Origin of the sequence: Enterobacter sp. 18A13 (genome assembly GCF_007035975.1) — a bacterium.
Classification (GTDB): Bacteria; Pseudomonadota; Gammaproteobacteria; order Enterobacterales; family Enterobacteriaceae; genus Enterobacter; species Enterobacter vonholyi.
The window spans coordinates 1,580,825-1,598,051 of the sequence record NZ_AP019634.1; the positions used below are offsets into that span (position 1 = coordinate 1,580,825).

Below are 17,227 nucleotides of genomic sequence, written 5' to 3' on the forward strand. Positions count from 1 at the left end.
AGCATCATTTGCGCTGTAACGCATTTACAGCGTGAAGGATGAGGAGCAAACTTGACAGATTGCAGGATTCGTCCTGTAATCAATAACAAAGGGCGGCTACGGCCGCCCTTGTTTAATGAGCTGTTCAGCTAATTGGTTTGAAAGGAACCGGAGGAATCATGACCAAGTCAGAATTGATTGAAAGACTTGCCAGTCAGCAACCGCATATCCCTGCCAAGGCAGTGGAAGATGCCGTAAAAGAGATGCTGGAGCATATGGCCTCCACTCTTGCCCAGGGCGAGCGCATTGAAATCCGCGGTTTCGGTAGTTTTTCTCTGCACTATCGTGCTCCACGTACCGGGCGTAACCCGAAAACTGGCGATAAAGTCGAGCTGGAAGGTAAGTACGTTCCACACTTTAAGCCGGGTAAAGAACTGCGCGATCGCGCCAATATTTACGGTAACTGAGTTTAGCCAGCCGGTTAAACTGGGTTCGAAAGAAAGCACCTGCGGGTGCTTTTTTTGTGTCTGTCGCTTTTATTCTGAAGATGTCCCGCATTTTCAGTTTCGTTTTCTGTAAGCCGATAAAAACAACACAGCGCGCGCTGCAAAACGCATTTTTCTCATCTGACATTTCGCACTGCTTGCATACATACTGCCGCTCTGAAACAGGGAGGTAGCAATGGGAGTTCCCACGCTTAGTATCTGCGCCATTCTGGCGATAGCCCCGTTACTCTGGTTACCTGAACTGCCATCACCTTACACCGTGTGGGTCATGGTGGCTGGCGGGATAGTGCTTGCTGCATGGCAAAACCATCGAGTGAAGTATGCTGGTATTACGCTGTTATTTTGTGCGTGGGGCATTCTGGCCGCGCAGGAGAGCGTCTGGCCGATGCAGCATTTAACCACGGGGGCTGTGCAGGCTGAGGTAGAACTCACATCGACCGACGGCGCTACTCTGCATCAGGGAAACATTCGCAGCATTGATGGCAAGCGCTGGTGGGCTTCAACCGGCGTAACGCTGTATGGCAACTATCTGCCACAGAAAGCGTGTGCCGGTCAGCGCTGGACCATGACGCTCAGGCTCAGGCCTGCCCATGGCGAACTGAACGACGGCGGTTATGATTCTCAGCGCAGCGCCTTTGCCCAACATCAAACGCTGAGTGGGCGCTTCACCCGTGCTGAACTCGTCGATGGGCGCTGCAGCCTGCGAGCGCAATACCTGATGTCACTGCAAAACCGACTTTCTGCTTACCGCTGGGGTGCGGTTATCCTCGGACTTGGGATGGGTGAACGTCTGGATGTTCCCCGGGAAATAAAAGACCTGATGCGTGAAACCGGGACGCTGCATTTGATGGCGATTTCGGGCCTGCATATCGCGCTGGCGGCATCCCTCGTCTGGTTACTTGCACGTGGACTCCAGTTTTTATTACCCAGCCATCGGGTCTACTGGCAAATGCCTCTCCTGGCTGGGTTATGCTTTGCCGCCTTCTATGCCTGGCTTACCGGTCTGCAACCTCCTGCGCTACGAACGGTCATCGCGCTTGCTGTGCTTGCAATGTTGCGGATCGCTGCCCGCCAATGGTCTCCCTGGCAGGTATGGGGATGCTGTATCGCAGCGATCCTGATAAGCGATCCCTTAGCCGTACTTTCGCAGAGTCTTGCCCTGTCTGCATTTGCCGTCGCCGCGCTGATTTTCTGGTTTCAGTGGCTGCCTCTTCCTGACTGGCAACGGGCTCGACGTATACGGCCGCTGCTGAACCTGCTCTCTCTGCAGGTCGGTATGCTGATGCTGCTGATGCCGTTACAGGTTCTGATTTTCCATGGCTTCAGCTTCACCTCACTGGTCGCGAATCTCTTTGCCGTTCCTCTGGTGACGTTTGTCTCCGTACCGCTGATCCTGCTCGGCATGCTGCTTCATCTGCTGCCGCTGGAAGCACTGGAAAGCGTTGTCTGGTTTGCAGCCGATAAGTCACTTGCGGGGCTATTCTGGCTCCTCATGCGCCTGCCTGATGGCTGGCAGAGTGTAGATCAACGCTGGCAGTACATGACACTACTGCCCTGGCTTATCATCATTGGCTGGCGTTTTCGTGCCTGGAAAACCCTTCCCGCCGTTATTTTTGCAGGAAGTGTCTTACTGACATTTCCTCTCTGGAGAACGGAAAAAAGCGAGAGCTGGACGGTACATATGCTGGATGTGGGGCAGGGGCTGGCAATAGTCATTGAACGGCAGGGGAAAGCCATTCTCTATGATACCGGGCTCGCCTGGCCGGGCGGGGACAGCGGACAGCGGTTAATTATCCCGTGGCTTCGCTGGCATCACCTGCGGCCTGAAGGCGTTATTCTCAGTCATGAGCACCTCGACCATGCGGGAGGCCTCGCATCGTTGCAAAAAGCATGGCCTGACCTGTGGGTAAGAAGCCCATTGCGCCTGGCGGGGCATCACCCCTGTTTTCGCGGGGAGAGATGGAGGTGGCAGGGACTCTCCTTCACCGTACACTGGCCCACTGAAAATTACCCGGCTCAGGGAAACAACCATTCCTGCGTGGTAAAAATCGACGACGGTGAGCAGAGTGTTCTGCTAACAGGAGATATTGAAGCGCAGGCGGAACAGGCTATGCTTAGCCATTACTGGCGTTATCTGACCTCTACCCTCATACAGGTGCCCCATCATGGCAGCATTACTTCTTCTTCCTTGCCGCTGGTACAGCGGGTGGAAGGTAGAATCGCCCTGGATTCAGCGGCCCGCTATAACGCATGGCGATTCCCGTCAGCAAAAGTTGTCCGACGCTATCGAAAAGAGGGGTATATCTGGCACGATACCCCTCATTCTGGACAAATATCGGTGACATTCTCGCAACATCACTGGCAAATCCGGCGCTTGCGAGAGCAATTTTTACCCGTTTGGTATCATCAGTGGTTTGGCGCGCCCGTCGATAACGGGTAGAATATGCGGCTATTTCAACGAATGCTGGTTTTTTGAATGCATAACGACAAAGATCTCTCCACGTGGCAAACCTTCCGCCGTCTCTGGCCGATGATTGCGCCCTTTAAAACAGGCCTGATCGTGGCGGGAGTAGCGTTAATCCTCAACGCAGCCAGCGATACTTTTATGCTATCGCTTCTCAAACCGTTACTGGACGACGGTTTTGGTAAAACGGATCGCTCAGTGCTGCTGTGGATGCCTCTGGTGGTTATCGGACTGATGATCTTACGCGGTATCACCAGCTACATCTCCAGCTACTGCATTTCCTGGGTATCCGGGAAAGTGGTGATGACCATGCGCCGTCGCCTGTTCAGCCACATGATGGGCATGCCGGTCTCGTTCTTTGACAAGCAGTCTACCGGGACGCTGCTGTCGCGTATTACCTACGACTCCGAGCAGGTTGCCTCCTCGTCCTCAAGCGCACTGATCACCGTTGTGCGTGAGGGCGCGTCAATCATCGGCCTGTTCGTGATGATGTTCTATTACAGCTGGCAGCTGTCGCTCATCCTTATCGTTCTGGCGCCGGTAGTTTCTATTGCCATCCGCGTCGTCTCAAAGCGCTTCCGCAATATTAGTAAGAATATGCAGAACACGATGGGGCAGGTGACCACTAGCGCGGAACAGATGCTGAAAGGGCATAAGGAAGTGTTGATCTTCGGCGGTCAGGAAGTCGAAACAAAACGCTTTGATAAAGTCAGCAACAAAATGCGTCTTCAGGGGATGAAAATGGTCTCAGCCTCTTCCATCTCTGACCCGATTATTCAGCTGATTGCGTCACTGGCGCTGGCATTCGTCCTGTATGCGGCAAGCTTCCCAAGCGTCATGGAGACGCTGACGGCGGGTACCATCACCGTGGTCTTCTCCTCAATGATTGCCCTGATGCGTCCGCTGAAATCCCTGACAAACGTCAACGCCCAGTTCCAGCGTGGGATGGCGGCCTGTCAGACCCTGTTCAGCATTCTGGATTCCGAGCAGGAAAAAGATGAAGGTAAGCGCGTCATTGAGCGTGCAAACGGCGACGTTGAGTTTCGTAATGTGACCTTTACCTACCCTGGCCGCGAAACACCGGCCCTGCGTAATATCAACCTCTCCATTCCCGCGGGTAAAACCGTGGCTCTGGTAGGCCGTTCCGGCTCGGGTAAATCGACCATTGCCAGTCTGATCACCCGCTTTTACGATATTAACGAAGGTGAGATCCTGTTAGACGGGCATGACCTGCGGGAGTATACCCTTCAGTCGCTGCGTAACCAGGTTGCTCTGGTTTCTCAGAACGTGCATCTGTTTAACGATACGGTCGCCAACAACATCGCTTACGCGCGCACTGATGAGTACAGCCGCGAGCAGATTGAGAACGCCGCGCGTATGGCCTACGCAATGGACTTTATCAATAAGATGGATAACGGCCTGGATACCATCATCGGCGAGAACGGGGTACTGCTCTCCGGTGGTCAGCGTCAGCGTATTGCCATTGCGCGTGCTCTACTGCGCGATAGCCCGATTCTGATTCTGGACGAAGCGACCTCTGCGCTGGATACGGAATCTGAACGTGCTATTCAGTCTGCGCTGGATGAGCTGCAAAAGAACCGTACCTCGCTGGTGATTGCACACCGTCTGTCGACTATCGAGCAGGCTGACGAAATCGTCGTGGTTGAGGACGGTATCATTGTTGAACGCGGAAGCCATGCTGACCTGCTGGAGCACCGCGGCGTTTACGCCCAGCTTCATAAGATGCAGTTTGGCGAATGATTGCACGCATTTGGTCCGGTGAGAACCCGCTGTGGCTGCTGCTTTTGCCGCTATCCTGGCTATACGGCCTGGTAAGCGGCATTATCCGTCTGCTTTACCGTCTGGGGCTGAAGCGTGCCTGGCGCGCGCCGGTGCCGGTTGTGGTTGTCGGTAATCTTACGGCAGGCGGCAACGGTAAAACGCCGGTGGTGATCTGGCTGGTGGAGCAATTGCAAAAACGCGGCATCCGCCCCGGCGTGGTGTCGCGTGGGTATGGTGGTAAAGCGGCGCACTACCCATTGCTGCTGTCGGCGGAAACCACGACCGCAGAAGCGGGTGATGAGCCAGTATTGATTTTCCAGCGTACCGGCGCGCCAGTTGCGGTCTCCCCGGTACGCAGCGACGCCGTGCAGGCTCTGGTTGACGAACACGCGGTGCAAATCATCATTACGGATGATGGTCTGCAACATTACGCCCTGGCGCGTGATAAAGAGATTGTGGTCATCGACGGGGTTCGCCGCTTCGGTAACGGCTGGTGGCTGCCGGCCGGGCCCATGCGCGAACGTGCTTCGCGTCTTAAGTCCGTTGATGCGGTGATTGTGAACGGCGGTGAGGCAAACGCGGGTGAAATCCCCATGCACCTGCAGCCGGGTCTGGCGGTCAACCTGGCGACGGGTGAACGCCGGTCGGTTGCTGAGCTACCTTCACCGGTGGCGATGGCGGGAATTGGTCATCCCCCGCGCTTCTTCGCGACGCTGGAGCAGTGTGGTGCCCGGCTTGAAAAACGCGTTCCGCTGGCCGACCACCAGGCGCTGGTGGAAGGGCAGGTTGACGCCCTGACTGTGCCCGGACAGTCGCTGATCATGACCGAAAAAGATGCGGTAAAATGCCGTGCCTTTGCGAAAGATAACTGGTGGTATCTGCCGGTTGACGCTGAACTCAGCGGCGAGCAGCCGGAACACTTGCTCCAGGAACTGATTGCGTTGGTGCAGTAAAGGCTTACGCGGTTCCGGTGGCGCTTAGACTGACAGGAAAACGCATGTCATTACCGCAACTCTCGCTTTCAGCCGCACGTCATTTACACCTTGCCGCGCAGGGGCTGCTCAAAAAGCCCCGCCGCCGCGCACAGCCTGCCGATATTCTCTCTACCGTCCAGCGCATGTCGCTGCTTCAAATCGACACCATTAACATTGTGGCCCGTAGCCCTTACCTGGTCCTGTTTAGTCGACTGGGGAATTATCCTTCGCAGTGGCTGGATGAAGCGCTAAGCAAGGGGGAGTTAATGGAGTACTGGGCGCACGAAGCCTGTTTTCTGCCCCGCAGCGATTTTGCCCTGGTTCGTCACCGCATGCTCGCGCCGGAAAAGATGGGCTGGAAATACCGACAGGCGTGGATGCAGGAACATGCGGCTGAAATTGAGCAGCTCATCGCGCATATTCAGGAAAACGGTCCCGTCCGCTCTGCCGATTTTGAACACCCTCGCAAGGGCACCAGCGGCTGGTGGGAGTGGAAGCCGCACAAACGTCATCTCGAAGGGCTGTTCACCTCAGGTAAAGTCATGGTGATTGAGCGGCGTAATTTTCAGCGCGTCTACGACCTGACGCATCGCGTGATGCCGCACTGGGACGACGAGCGTGACCTGCTTACCCAGGAGACTGCCGAGGCCATCATGCTGGAGAACAGCGCCCGCAGCCTGGGGATTTTCCGCCCCCAATGGCTGGCAGACTATTACCGCCTTCGCCAGCCCGCGCTGAAACCGCTGCTGGACATCTGGCAACGCGAACAGCGCATCATCCCCGTCACGGCGGATACGCTTGGCGAAATGTGGCTGCATGCGGATCTCCTCCCGCTACTGCCTCTGGCCCAGGAGGGGAAACTTCAGGCAACCCACAGTGCGGTGCTGTCGCCTTTCGACCCGGTCGTCTGGGACAGAAAACGCGCCGAGCAGCTGTTCGATTTTAGCTACCGGCTGGAATGTTATACCCCGGCTCCAAAGCGCCAGTACGGCTATTTTGTTTTACCGCTGCTGCACAAGGAGCAACTGGTCGGGCGTATGGATGCCAAAATGCACCGCAAGACCGGAACGCTTGAAATCATTGCGCTTTATCTGCAAGAAGGCGTAAGGGTGACGGCGAGCCTGGAAAAAGGGTTAACGTCCGCCATTAGCGAATTCGCGCGCTGGCAGGGTGCCCGCGACGTGACGCTGGGCCGGGTACCTGATGGATTGTTTACATCCTGTCGAAGTGGCTGGGAAACAGGCACGCCCTGAAAAGGGAATGTGTTAAGCTTTAGCGATTACCCATACGGAGGAACTATGGATCACCGTTTACTTGAAATTATTGCCTGCCCGGTATGCAACGGCAAACTCTACTACAGCCAGGACAAACAGGAGCTGATCTGCAAGCTGGACAGCCTGGCTTTCCCGCTGCGTGACGGCATTCCGGTACTGCTGGAAAATGAAGCCCGCTCCCTGGTAGCAGAAGAGAGCAAACCATGAGTTTTGTTGTCATTATCCCTGCGCGTTATGCCTCAACGCGTCTGCCGGGTAAACCGCTGGTGGATATCAACGGCAAGCCGATGATTGTGCATGTTCTTGAACGCGCGCGTGAATCCGGTGCCGATCGCGTGATTGTTGCTACCGACCATCCTGACGTCGCCCGTGCGGTTGAGGCAGCAGGCGGTGAGGTATGCATGACCCGCGCCGATCACCAGTCCGGCACCGAACGTCTGGCGGAAGTGGTTGAGAAATGTGGTTTCAGTGATGATACGGTCATCGTAAACGTGCAGGGTGACGAGCCGATGATCCCCGCTGTCATTATCCGTCAGGTGGCCGAAAACCTGGCCCAGCGTCAGGTCGGAATGGCCACGCTGGCGGTACCCATTCACCACGCTGAAGAGGCATTCAATCCGAATGCGGTGAAGGTCGTCATGGATGCGGAAGGCTATGCGCTCTATTTCTCCCGAGCTACGATTCCGTGGGATCGCGATCGCTTTGCGCTTTCTAAAGAGACCATCGGTGATACCTTCCTGCGTCATATTGGGATCTACGGCTATCGCTCCGGCTTTATTCGCCGCTATGTGGCCTGGGCGCCGAGCCCGCTGGAGCATATCGAAATGCTGGAGCAGCTTCGCGTGCTCTGGTACGGCGAGAAAATTCACGTTGCCGTTGCTGAGGAAGTTCCCGGCACGGGCGTAGACACCCCTGAAGATCTTGAGCGCGTTCGAGCCGAATTGCGTTAATCTTACCGGCATCTCTCCGCAGTGAGGGATGCACTCTCCGCTTTATTTTTCACTTTCTTTTTCCTGATTGATCTCTTCCGGGTGACATCTTCATTAAGGACGCTCATTATAAAAGCAGTAGTCTTAATGGGGGTAATCTCATATGGAACAGCTGCGTGCCGAACTTAGCCATCTGCTGGGTGAGAAATTAAGCCGGGTAGAATGCGTGAGTGAAAAGGCCGATACCGCGCTTTGGTCATTGTATGACAGTCAGGGCAACCCAATGCCGCTGATGGCCAGAAGTTTCACCTCGCCGGGAGTAGCCAGGCAGCTTGCATGGAAAATGTCGATGCTGGCGCGGGAGGGGACCGTCCGTATGCCGACGGTGTACGGCGTGATGACCCACGAGGAACACCCCGGCCCGGACGTGCTGCTGATTGAGCGTTTACGCGGTGTGTCCGTTGAAGCGCCTGCGCGCACGCCGGAACGCTGGGAGCAGTTAAAAGACCAGATTGTCGAGGCGCTGCTGGCCTGGCACCGTCAGGATAGCCGCGGGCTTGTTGGTCCGGTCGACAGCACTCAGGAAAACCTGTGGCCGCAGTGGTACCGCCAGCGGGTGGAAGTGCTCTGGGGGACGCTTAACCAGTTCAACAATACCGGTTTAACCATGCAGGACAAACGCATTCTGTTTCGCACCCGCGAGTGCCTACCGGCACTGTTCGACGGTTTTAATGACAACTGCGTTTTGATCCACGGTAATTTCACCCTGCGCAGCATGCTCAAAGATGCCCGCAGCGATCAGCTTCTGGCGATGCTCGGGCCGGGGATCATGCTCTGGGCTCCGCGTGAATATGAGCTCTTCAGGCTCAGCGACAGCGGGGCGGCGGAAGGTTTACTGTGGCATTACCTTCAGCGCGCCCCTGTTGCGGAAGCATTTCTCTGGCGGCGCTGGCTCTACCTGCTCTGGGACGAAGTCGCGCAGCTGGTGAACACCGGACGTTTTAATCGCGCAAACTTCGATCTGGCAACAAAATCACTGTTGCCCTGGCTCGCCTGACGATCCTTTCAGCCACTGCCAGAGGCGTCCAAGCGTCTCATAGCCGACGCGGTCGCTATGCATCAGCCACGCCGGGGAGGGGATAGCCCGCTCCCACGGGTTGAGCGGCGCGTCGACTGCCATCTGGTTTGCCGGCGCGGGAAGCGGGTGCAGGCCTTGCTTCTCAAAGAAAATCATCGCGCGCGGCAGGTGTGAGGCGGAGGTCACCAGTAAGAACGGGGCATCGCCAATTGCCTGCTTCACAGCGGCAGCCTCTTCTTCGGTATCTTTTGGGCTGTCGAGAGTGATTATTGAAGAACGCGGTACGCCGAGCGATTCCGCGACCCTGGCGCCCGCTTCAGCCGTGCTCACCGGGTTCGTTTTGGCCGCCGCGCCGGTGAAGATCATTCTTGATCCCGGATTCGCCAGCCAGAGGCGAATACCTTCGTTCAGCCGCGGCAGGCTGTTGTTGATCAGGTTTGAACTGGGGGCCCAGTCAGGATCCCAGGTATATCCGCCGCCCAGCACCACGATGTACGCCACTTTCTGCTTTCCCTGCCATGTCGGGTACTTGTTTTCGATGGGGCGTAGCAGACCATCCGCGACCGGTTGCAGGCTTAGCAGCAGCAAGACTAACCAGCCGAGCGTGATAAGCGTTTTGCCACTTTTCTGAAAGCGACTGAACCACACCAGCGCCAGCCCCAGCGCGATGATGATGAGCAGCAGCGGAAGGGGAAGCATCATCCCTCCAATGTATTTCTTAAGGGTAAAAAGCATCCTTTTTGGTTCCTTTTTTGACCATATAGCAGGTGATTACCCGTGATATTACACCAGAGAGGTTCATTCTCCGCGCGGGTGTGACAAAATAGCGGTTTTGCAGTTAGCGAGTGGAACTCTCCCAATGCGGGATCGCAATTTTGATGACATCGCGGAAAAGTTTTCGCGCAACATTTATGGCACCACGAAAGGGCAGCTCCGTCAGACGATCCTCTGGCAGGATCTGGACACCATTCTGGCTACGTTCGGTGGTCAAACGTTGCGCGTGCTGGACGCCGGTGGCGGTGAAGGCCAGACGGCCATAAAAATGGCTGAACGCGGTCATCACGTCACGCTTTGCGATCTTTCTGCTGAAATGGTCGCCCGGGCGACGCGTGCGGCAGAAGAGAAAGGTGTGAGCGACAACATGCATTTCATACAATGCGCCGCTCAGGATATCGCACAGCATTTGGAAACCCAGGTTGATCTGATATTGTTTCATGCGGTGCTGGAGTGGGTTGCCGATCCGCAAAGCGTGTTACAAACCCTGTGGTCGATGTTGCGCCCGGGCGGCACGCTGTCGCTGATGTTCTACAATGCTAACGGCTTTCTGATGCACAACATGGTTGCAGGAAACTTCGACTATGTTCAGGTCGGGATGCCCAAAAAGAAAAAGCGCACGCTTTCCCCGGACTATCCGCGCGATCCACAGCAGGTTTATGGCTGGCTGGAAGCGATTGGCTGGCAGATAGTCGGGAAGACGGGCGTCAGGGTGTTTCATGATTATCTGCGTGAAAAACACAAACAGCGTGACTGTTTTGACACCTTAACAGAATTAGAAACGCGGTATTGCCGTCAGGAGCCTTTTATCAGCCTTGGCCGCTATATTCACGTCACCGCGCACAAGCCGCAGATGCAAGGATAACCTATGAGTGAATTTTCCCAGACAGTCCCCGAACTGGTTGCCTGGGCCAGGAAAAACGATTTCTCCATCTCGCTGCCGGTAGACAGACTCTCTTTCCTGCTGGCGGTTGCCACGCTGAACGGCGAACGGCTGGATGGTGAAATGAGCGAGGGTGAACTGGTGGATGCGTTCCGCCATGTCAGTGATGCGTTTGAGCAAACCAGCGAAACCATTAGCGTGCGTGCCAACAACGCAATCAACGATATGGTGCGTCAACGTCTGCTGAACCGCTTTACCAGCGAGCAGGCGGAAGGAAACGCCATCTATCGTCTGACGCCACTGGGCATCGGCATCACCGATTATTATATCCGCCAGCGTGAATTTTCCACGCTGCGTCTTTCCATGCAGCTCTCGATCGTGGCGGGTGAGCTTAAGCGCGCCGCCGACGCAGCGGATGAAAACGGTGACGAATTCCACTGGCACCGTAACGTCTACGCGCCGCTGAAATATTCGGTGGCCGAGATTTTCGACAGTATCGATCTCACCCAGCGCCTGATGGACGAGCAGCAGCAGCAGGTGAAAGACGATATCGCACAGCTGCTGAATAAAGACTGGCGAGCGGCCATCTCCAGCTGTGAACTTCTGCTGTCAGAAACTTCCGGCACGCTGCGTGAGCTCCAGGATACGCTGGAAGCCGCAGGGGATAAGCTTCAGGCGAACCTTCTGCGCATCCAGGATGCGACCCTGGCGCACGACGATCTGCACTTTATTGACCGTCTGGTGTTCGACCTGCAGAGCAAACTCGACCGTATTATCAGCTGGGGCCAGCAGTCGATCGACCTGTGGATCGGCTATGACCGACACGTGCATAAATTTATCCGTACCGCGATCGATATGGATAAAAACCGCGTGTTTGCTCAGCGTCTGCGTCAGTCGGTACAGACCTATTTCGATGCGCCGTGGGCGTTGACCTACGCCAATGCCGATCGTCTGCTGGATATGCGTGACGAAGAGATGGCGCTGCGCGATGAAGAGGTGACCGGTGAACTGCCGCCGGATCTGGAATACGAAGAATTTAACGAAATTCGCGAGCAGCTTGCGGCGATGATCGAAGAACAGCTCGCGGTCTACAAAACCAGACAAGCTCCGCTGGATCTTGGACTCGTGGTGCGCGACTATCTGGCGCAATATCCTCGTGCGCGCCACTTCGACGTTGCCCGCATTGTGGTAGACCAGGCGGTGCGCCTGGGTATCGCGCAAGCAGATTTCACCGGACTGCCGCCGAAGTGGCAGCCAATTAACGATTACGGAGCCAAGGTACAGGCGCATGTCATTGACAAATATTGAACAAGTGATGCCGGTTAAGCTGGCACAGGCGCTGGCGAATCCGTTATTTCCGGCGCTGGACAGCCAGCTGCGTGCCGGTCGTCACATTGGCTTAGACGAGCTGGATAATCACGCCTTTTTGATGGACTTTCAGGAGTACCTGGAAGAGTTTTACGCGCGCTACAACGTGGAGCTTATCCGCGCGCCGGAAGGGTTTTTCTACCTGCGCCCGCGCTCCACGACGCTGATTCCGCGTTCCGTGCTTTCCGAGCTGGATATGATGGTCGGCAAAATTCTTTGCTACCTCTACCTCAGCCCGGAACGTCTGGCGAATGAAGGGATCTTCACCCAGCAGGAACTTTACGACGAGCTGTTGACGCTGGCAGATGAGAGCAAGCTGCTCAAGCTGGTGAACAACCGTTCCACGGGTTCGGATCTTGACCGTCAGAAATTACAGGAAAAGGTTCGCTCTTCCCTGAACCGTCTGCGTCGTCTGGGAATGGTCTGGTTTATGGGCCATGACAGCAGCAAATTCCGCATTACGGAATCTGTCTTCCGCTTCGGCGCCGACGTGCGTGCGGGCGATGACGCGCGTGAAGCGCAGCTTCGCATGATCCGTGACGGTGAAGCGATGCCGGTGGAAAACCATTTGCAGCTCAATGATGAGCATGAAGAGAATCTGCCGGATAGCGGGGAGGAAGAGTAATGATTGAACGCGGTAAATTTCGCTCACTGACGCTGATTAACTGGAACGGCTTCTTTGCCCGAACGTTCGATCTGGATGAGCTGGTCACGACGCTCTCCGGCGGTAACGGGGCGGGTAAATCCACCACCATGGCGGCCTTTGTCACGGCGCTGATCCCTGACCTGACGCTGCTTCACTTCCGTAACACCACCGAAGCGGGGGCAACAAGCGGCTCCCGTGATAAAGGTCTGCACGGTAAGCTGAAGGCCGGCGTCTGTTATTCGGTTCTGGACGTCATTAACTCCCGCCATCAGCGTGTAGTCGTGGGCGTGCGCCTGCAGCAGGTCGCCGGCCGCGACCGTAAAGTGGATATCAAGCCGTTTGCGATTCAGGGCTTGCCGACCTCCGTGCAGCCGACGGCGCTGCTGACGGAAACACTGAACGAACGCCAGGCGCGCGTGCTGACGCTGCAGGAGCTGAAAGATAAGCTTGAAGCGATCGAAGGCGTGCAGTTCAAGCAGTTCAACTCGATTACCGACTACCACTCGCTCATGTTCGATCTGGGCGTGGTGGCGCGTCGTCTGCGTACCGCATCAGACCGTAGCAAATACTACCGCCTGATTGAAGCATCTCTGTACGGCGGTATCTCCAGCGCGATTACCCGCTCCCTGCGCGACTACCTGCTGCCGGAAAACAGCGGGGTGCGTAAGGCCTTCCAGGATATGGAAGCGGCGCTGCGTGAAAACCGCATGACGCTGGAAGCGATTCGCGTTACCCAGTCCGATCGTGACCTGTTTAAACACCTGATCAGCGAAGCCACCAACTACGTGGCGGCGGACTACATGCGCCACGCCAACGAGCGCCGCGTCCATCTCGATCAGGCATTAGAATACCGTCGCGAGCTGTTTACCTCCCGTAAACAGCTGGTGGCCGAGCAGTACAAGCACGTCGAAATGGCGCGCGAACTCGGTGAGCACAACGGTGCCGAGGGCGACCTGGAAGCCGACTACCAGGCCGCCAGCGATCACCTGAACCTGGTGCAAACTGCGCTGCGTCAGCAGGAAAAAATCGAGCGCTATGAAGCGGACCTCGACGAGCTGCAGATCCGTCTCGAAGAGCAAAATGAAGTGGTGGCCGAAGCCGCCGACATGCAGGAAGAGAACGAAGCCCGCGCCGAAGCCGCCGAGCTGGAAGTGGATGAGCTGAAAAGCCAGCTTGCCGATTACCAGCAGGCGCTGGACGTGCAGCAGACGCGCGCGATTCAGTACACCCAGGCACTGCAGGCATTGCAGCGCGCGAAAGAGCTGTGCCATCTGCCTGACCTGACGCCGGAAAGCGCCGACGAGTGGCTGGATACCTTCCAGGCCAAAGAGCAGGAAGCCACCGAAAAACTGCTGTCCCTCGAACAAAAAATGAGCGTCGCGCAAACGGCGCACAGCCAGTTTGAGCAGGCTTATCAGTTAGTCGTTGCGATTAACGGCCCGCTGGCGCGTAGCGAAGCCTGGGACGTTGCCCGTGAGCTGCTGCGCGACGGCGTGAACCAGCGCCATCTGGCCGAGCAGGTTCAGCCGCTGCGTATGCGTCTGAACGAGCTGGAGCAGCGCCTGCGCGAGCAGCAGGAAGCCGAGCGTCTGCTGGCGGAATTCTGCAAGCGTCAGGGAAAAAATTACGATTTTGACGAGCTTGAGGCCCTGCATCAGGAACTTGAGGCGCGTATCGCTGCGCTTTCAGACACGGTCTCCAGCGCCAGCGAACAGCGTATGACTCTGCGTCAGGAGCTGGAGCAGCTTCAGTCCCGTTCGAAGACGCTCCTGGAGCGGGCGCCGGTCTGGCTGGCGGCTCAAAGCAGCCTGAACCAGCTCAGCGAACAGTGCGGCGAGCAGTTCGAATCCAGCCAGGAAGTGACAGAATACCTGCAGCAGCTGCTGGAGCGCGAGCGCGAAGCTATTGTTGAGCGTGATGAAGTGGGCGCGCGCAAGCGTGACGTCGACGAAGAAATTGAGCGCTTAAGCCAGCCGGGCGGGTCAGAAGATCCGCGCCTGAATGCACTCGCCGAGCGTTTTGGCGGCGTGCTGCTGTCCGAGATTTATGATGATGTAGGTCTTGATGATGCCCCGTACTTCTCCGCGCTGTACGGTCCATCCCGCAACGCGATAGTGGTCCCGGATCTGTCGCTGATTTCTGAGCAGCTTGCCGGACTGGAAGATTGTCCGGAAGATCTCTACCTGATCGAAGGGGATCCGCAGTCGTTCGATGACAGCGTATTCAGCGTCGACGAGCTGGAAAAAGCGGTGGTGGTGAAAATCGCCGACCGTCAGTGGCGCTATTCCCGCTTCCCTGAGCTGCCGCTGTTTGGCCGCGCCGCGCGCGAAAGCCGCATCGAAAGCCTGCACGCCGAGCGTGAAACGCTGTCTGAACGTTTTGCGACTCTATCGTTTGACGTGCAGAAAACCCAGCGCCTGCACCAGGCGTTCAGCCGCTTTATCGGCAGCCATCTCGCCGTGGCATTTGACGCGGATCCGGAAGCCGAAATCCGCAAGCTCAATACCCGCCGTGGCGAGCTTGAACGTGCGATTGCCAGCCATGAAAGTGATAACCAGCAGAGTCGCGTTCAGTTTGAACAGGCCAAAGAGGGGGTTGCTGCCCTTAACCGCATTCTGCCGCGTCTGAATCTGCTGGCGGATGACACGCTGGCCGATCGCGTGGACGAGATCCAGGAGCGTCTGGATGAAGCGCAGGAAGCCGCGCGCTTCGTGCAGCAGCACGGCAATCAGCTGGCGAAGCTCGAGCCGGTAGTCTCTGTCCTGCAGAGCGACCCGGAGCAGTTTGAGCAGTTAAAAGAAGATTATGCCTGGTCACAGCAGGTGCAGCGCGAGGCGCGTCAGCAGGCGTTTGCCCTGACGGAGGTGGTGCAGCGTCGCGCCCACTTCGGCTACTCCGATTCGGCGGAAATGCTGAGCGGTAACAGTGACCTGAACGAAAAGCTGCGTCAGCGTCTTGAGCAGGCTGAAGCGGAACGTACTCGCGCCCGCGAAGCAATGCGCAGCCACTCCGCTCAGCTGAACCAGTACAACCAGGTGCTGGCCTCGCTGAAAAGCTCCTTCGACACCAAGAAAGAGCTGTTAAACGATCTGCAGAAAGAGCTTCAGGACATCGGCGTTCGTGCCGACAGCGGGGCAGAAGAGCGTGCGCGTATCCGTCGTGACGAACTGCATTCGCAGCTCAGCAATAACCGTGCGCGTCGTAATCAGCTGGAAAAAGCGCTGACCTTCTGCGAAGCCGAAATGGATAACCTGACCCGTCGCCTGCGCAAGCTGGAACGCGATTATCACGAAATGCGTGAGCAGGTCGTGACCGCCAAGGCGGGCTGGTGCGCGGTGATGCGCATGGTGAAAGATAATAACGTTGAGCGTCGTCTGCACCGTCGTGAGCTGGCATATCTCTCCGCCGATGAGCTGCGTTCCATGTCGGATAAGGCGTTGGGTGCCCTGCGTCTGGCGGTGGCGGATAACGAACACCTGCGCGATGTCCTGCGCATGTCAGAGGATCCGAAACGTCCTGAACGTAAAATCCAGTTCTTCGTGGCGGTTTACCAGCACCTGCGCGAGCGTATTCGCCAGGACATCATCCGTACTGACGATCCGGTCGAAGCCATCGAACAGATGGAAATCGAGCTGGGCCGTCTGACGGAAGAGCTGACCTCCCGCGAGCAGAAGCTGGCAATCAGCTCCCGCAGCGTGGCGAACATTATTCGTAAAACCATTCAGCGCGAGCAGAACCGTATCCGCCAGCTCAACCAGGGGCTGCAGAGCGTGTCGTTTGGTCAGGTGAACAGCGTGCGCCTCAACGTTAACGTGCGTGAAGCGCATGCCACCCTGCTGGAAGTGCTTTCTGAGCAGCACGAGCAGCATCAGGATCTGTTTAACAGTAACCGTCTGACCTTCTCCGAAGCGCTGGCGAAGCTCTATCAGCGCCTGAACCCGCAGATTGATATGGGGCAGCGTACGCCGCAAACCATCGGTGAAGAGCTGCTGGACTACCGTAACTATCTGGAAATGGAAGTTGAGGTAAACCGTGGCTCAGACGGCTGGCTGCGTGCGGAATCCGGAGCGCTCTCTACCGGTGAAGCGATCGGTACCGGTATGTCAATTCTGGTGATGGTGGTACAGAGCTGGGAAGACGAAGCGCGCCGCCTGCGCGGCAAAGACATCTCCCCATGCCGACTGCTGTTCCTTGATGAGGCTGCGCGTCTTGATGCGCGCTCCATTGCCACGCTTTTTGAGCTTTGCGAACGTCTCGATATGCAGCTCATCATTGCGGCACCTGAGAACATCAGTCCCGAAAAAGGGACAACCTACAAGCTGGTGCGTAAAGTGTTCCAGAACAGCGAACACGTTCACGTTGTTGGGCTGCGTGGCTTTGCGCCGCAGCCGCCAGAATCATTGCCTGAAACCACGGCGGACGCTTCCTGAAGCGTCTTCTGACCCGAAGCGGCGCCCTGGCGCCGCTTTTTTTTTTAAACTTAACTTGTGCTTAGGGCTGCGTTATCTTTAAACTTCTTTACATAAGGTAAGGCAACAGCTTAGCCGTCTACCTATAATGAAAGAAAGCC

At 56.7% G+C, this 17,227-nt stretch carries 13 protein-coding genes; 12 read left to right on the top strand and 1 reads right to left on the bottom strand.

Annotated features, from left to right (window positions below; genetic code table 11):
• The first annotated feature begins 158 nt into the window (after positions 1 to 158).
• The 8 genes from ihfB to FOY93_RS07680 all read left to right on the top strand — a co-directional run bounded on the left by ihfB (position 159) and on the right by FOY93_RS07680 (position 8,965).
• On the top strand, positions 159 to 446 hold the full coding sequence (gene ihfB / locus FOY93_RS07645; protein ID WP_008499965.1) for an integration host factor subunit beta: 288 nt from the start codon (positions 159 to 161) through the stop codon (positions 444 to 446).
• A gap of 214 nt (positions 447 to 660) precedes the next feature.
• Positions 661 to 2,925 (top strand): ComEC family protein, encoded by a 2,265-nt coding sequence (locus FOY93_RS07650; protein ID WP_143344891.1) that lies wholly within the window; start codon positions 661 to 663, stop codon positions 2,923 to 2,925.
• Positions 2,926 to 2,961: 36 nt separating this feature from the next.
• Complete coding sequence (gene msbA / locus FOY93_RS07655; RefSeq protein WP_111964565.1) at positions 2,962 to 4,710, top strand: lipid A ABC transporter ATP-binding protein/permease MsbA; 1,749 nt, start codon at positions 2,962 to 2,964, stop codon at positions 4,708 to 4,710.
• Complete coding sequence (gene lpxK, locus FOY93_RS07660) at positions 4,707 to 5,684, top strand: tetraacyldisaccharide 4'-kinase (protein WP_143344892.1); 978 nt, start codon at positions 4,707 to 4,709, stop codon at positions 5,682 to 5,684. Before msbA ends, lpxK begins: the two co-directional genes overlap by 4 nt.
• Positions 5,685 to 5,728: 44 nt before the next feature.
• Positions 5,729 to 6,958 (top strand): winged helix-turn-helix domain-containing protein, encoded by a 1,230-nt coding sequence (locus tag FOY93_RS07665; RefSeq protein ID WP_136194624.1) that lies wholly within the window; start codon positions 5,729 to 5,731, stop codon positions 6,956 to 6,958.
• A 45-nt stretch (positions 6,959 to 7,003) separates the two neighbouring features.
• The gene (ycaR, locus tag FOY93_RS07670; protein WP_006174474.1) at positions 7,004 to 7,186 is read left to right on the top strand and encodes a protein YcaR; all 183 of its coding nucleotides are present in this window, start codon (positions 7,004 to 7,006) and stop codon (positions 7,184 to 7,186) included.
• Positions 7,183 to 7,929, top strand: coding sequence for a 3-deoxy-manno-octulosonate cytidylyltransferase (gene kdsB / locus FOY93_RS07675; protein WP_136194625.1), 747 nt, complete (start codon positions 7,183 to 7,185; stop codon positions 7,927 to 7,929). The genes ycaR and kdsB overlap by 4 nt, the downstream gene beginning before the upstream one ends.
• Positions 7,930 to 8,071: 142 nt before the next feature.
• Positions 8,072 to 8,965: a YcbJ family phosphotransferase gene (locus FOY93_RS07680; RefSeq protein ID WP_111964561.1), complete on the top strand. Its 894-nt coding sequence runs from the start codon at positions 8,072 to 8,074 to the stop codon at positions 8,963 to 8,965.
• On the opposite strand, the gene elyC is transcribed toward FOY93_RS07680, so the two are convergent.
• Positions 8,942 to 9,721, bottom strand: coding sequence for an envelope biogenesis factor ElyC (gene elyC, locus FOY93_RS07685; RefSeq protein WP_063408037.1), 780 nt, complete (start codon positions 9,719 to 9,721; stop codon positions 8,942 to 8,944). The two genes, FOY93_RS07680 and elyC, sit on opposite strands and share 24 nt — an antisense overlap.
• Before the next feature lie 124 nt (positions 9,722 to 9,845).
• On the opposite strand from elyC, the gene cmoM reads away from it, so the two are divergent.
• Genes cmoM through mukB form a run of 4 tightly spaced genes read left to right on the top strand, consistent with a single transcriptional unit; the run spans position 9,846 to position 17,087 of the window.
• Complete coding sequence (gene cmoM / locus FOY93_RS07690; protein WP_023311004.1) at positions 9,846 to 10,625, top strand: tRNA uridine 5-oxyacetic acid(34) methyltransferase CmoM; 780 nt, start codon at positions 9,846 to 9,848, stop codon at positions 10,623 to 10,625.
• Between the two features lie 3 nt (positions 10,626 to 10,628).
• Positions 10,629 to 11,951, top strand: coding sequence for a chromosome partition protein MukF (gene mukF / locus FOY93_RS07695; RefSeq protein WP_041910621.1), 1,323 nt, complete (start codon positions 10,629 to 10,631; stop codon positions 11,949 to 11,951).
• Positions 11,932 to 12,636 carry a chromosome partition protein MukE gene (mukE, locus tag FOY93_RS07700; protein ID WP_008499954.1) on the top strand — a complete coding sequence of 235 codons (705 nt, stop codon included), beginning with the start codon at positions 11,932 to 11,934 and terminating at the stop codon, positions 12,634 to 12,636. Before mukF ends, mukE begins: the two co-directional genes overlap by 20 nt.
• Positions 12,636 to 17,087, top strand: a complete 4,452-nt coding sequence (gene mukB, locus FOY93_RS07705) for a chromosome partition protein MukB (protein ID WP_133294105.1) — start codon at positions 12,636 to 12,638, stop codon at positions 17,085 to 17,087. Before mukE ends, mukB begins: the two co-directional genes overlap by 1 nt.
• The last annotated feature ends 140 nt before the right edge of the window (positions 17,088 to 17,227 follow it).

Bases quoted from the DNA above. Each gene is read 5' to 3' on its own strand.
- FOY93_RS07650 (WP_143344891.1), top strand. From the start codon at position 661: ATGGGAGTTCCCACGCTTAGTATCTGCGCCATTCTGGCGATAGCCCCG.
- FOY93_RS07680 (WP_111964561.1), top strand. From the start codon at position 8,072: ATGGAACAGCTGCGTGCCGAACTTAGCCATCTGCTGGGTGAGAAATTA.
- mukE (WP_008499954.1), top strand. From the start codon at position 11,932: ATGTCATTGACAAATATTGAACAAGTGATGCCGGTTAAGCTGGCACAG.
- FOY93_RS07665 (WP_136194624.1), top strand. From the start codon at position 5,729: ATGTCATTACCGCAACTCTCGCTTTCAGCCGCACGTCATTTACACCTT.
- cmoM (WP_023311004.1), top strand. From the start codon at position 9,846: ATGCGGGATCGCAATTTTGATGACATCGCGGAAAAGTTTTCGCGCAAC.
- ihfB (WP_008499965.1), top strand. From the start codon at position 159: ATGACCAAGTCAGAATTGATTGAAAGACTTGCCAGTCAGCAACCGCAT.
- msbA (WP_111964565.1), top strand. From the start codon at position 2,962: ATGCATAACGACAAAGATCTCTCCACGTGGCAAACCTTCCGCCGTCTC.
- ycaR (WP_006174474.1), top strand. From the start codon at position 7,004: ATGGATCACCGTTTACTTGAAATTATTGCCTGCCCGGTATGCAACGGC.
- lpxK (WP_143344892.1), top strand. From the start codon at position 4,707: ATGATTGCACGCATTTGGTCCGGTGAGAACCCGCTGTGGCTGCTGCTT.
- kdsB (WP_136194625.1), top strand. From the start codon at position 7,183: ATGAGTTTTGTTGTCATTATCCCTGCGCGTTATGCCTCAACGCGTCTG.
- elyC (WP_063408037.1), bottom strand. From the start codon at position 9,721: ATGCTTTTTACCCTTAAGAAATACATTGGAGGGATGATGCTTCCCCTT.
- mukB (WP_133294105.1), top strand. From the start codon at position 12,636: ATGATTGAACGCGGTAAATTTCGCTCACTGACGCTGATTAACTGGAAC.
- mukF (WP_041910621.1), top strand. From the start codon at position 10,629: ATGAGTGAATTTTCCCAGACAGTCCCCGAACTGGTTGCCTGGGCCAGG.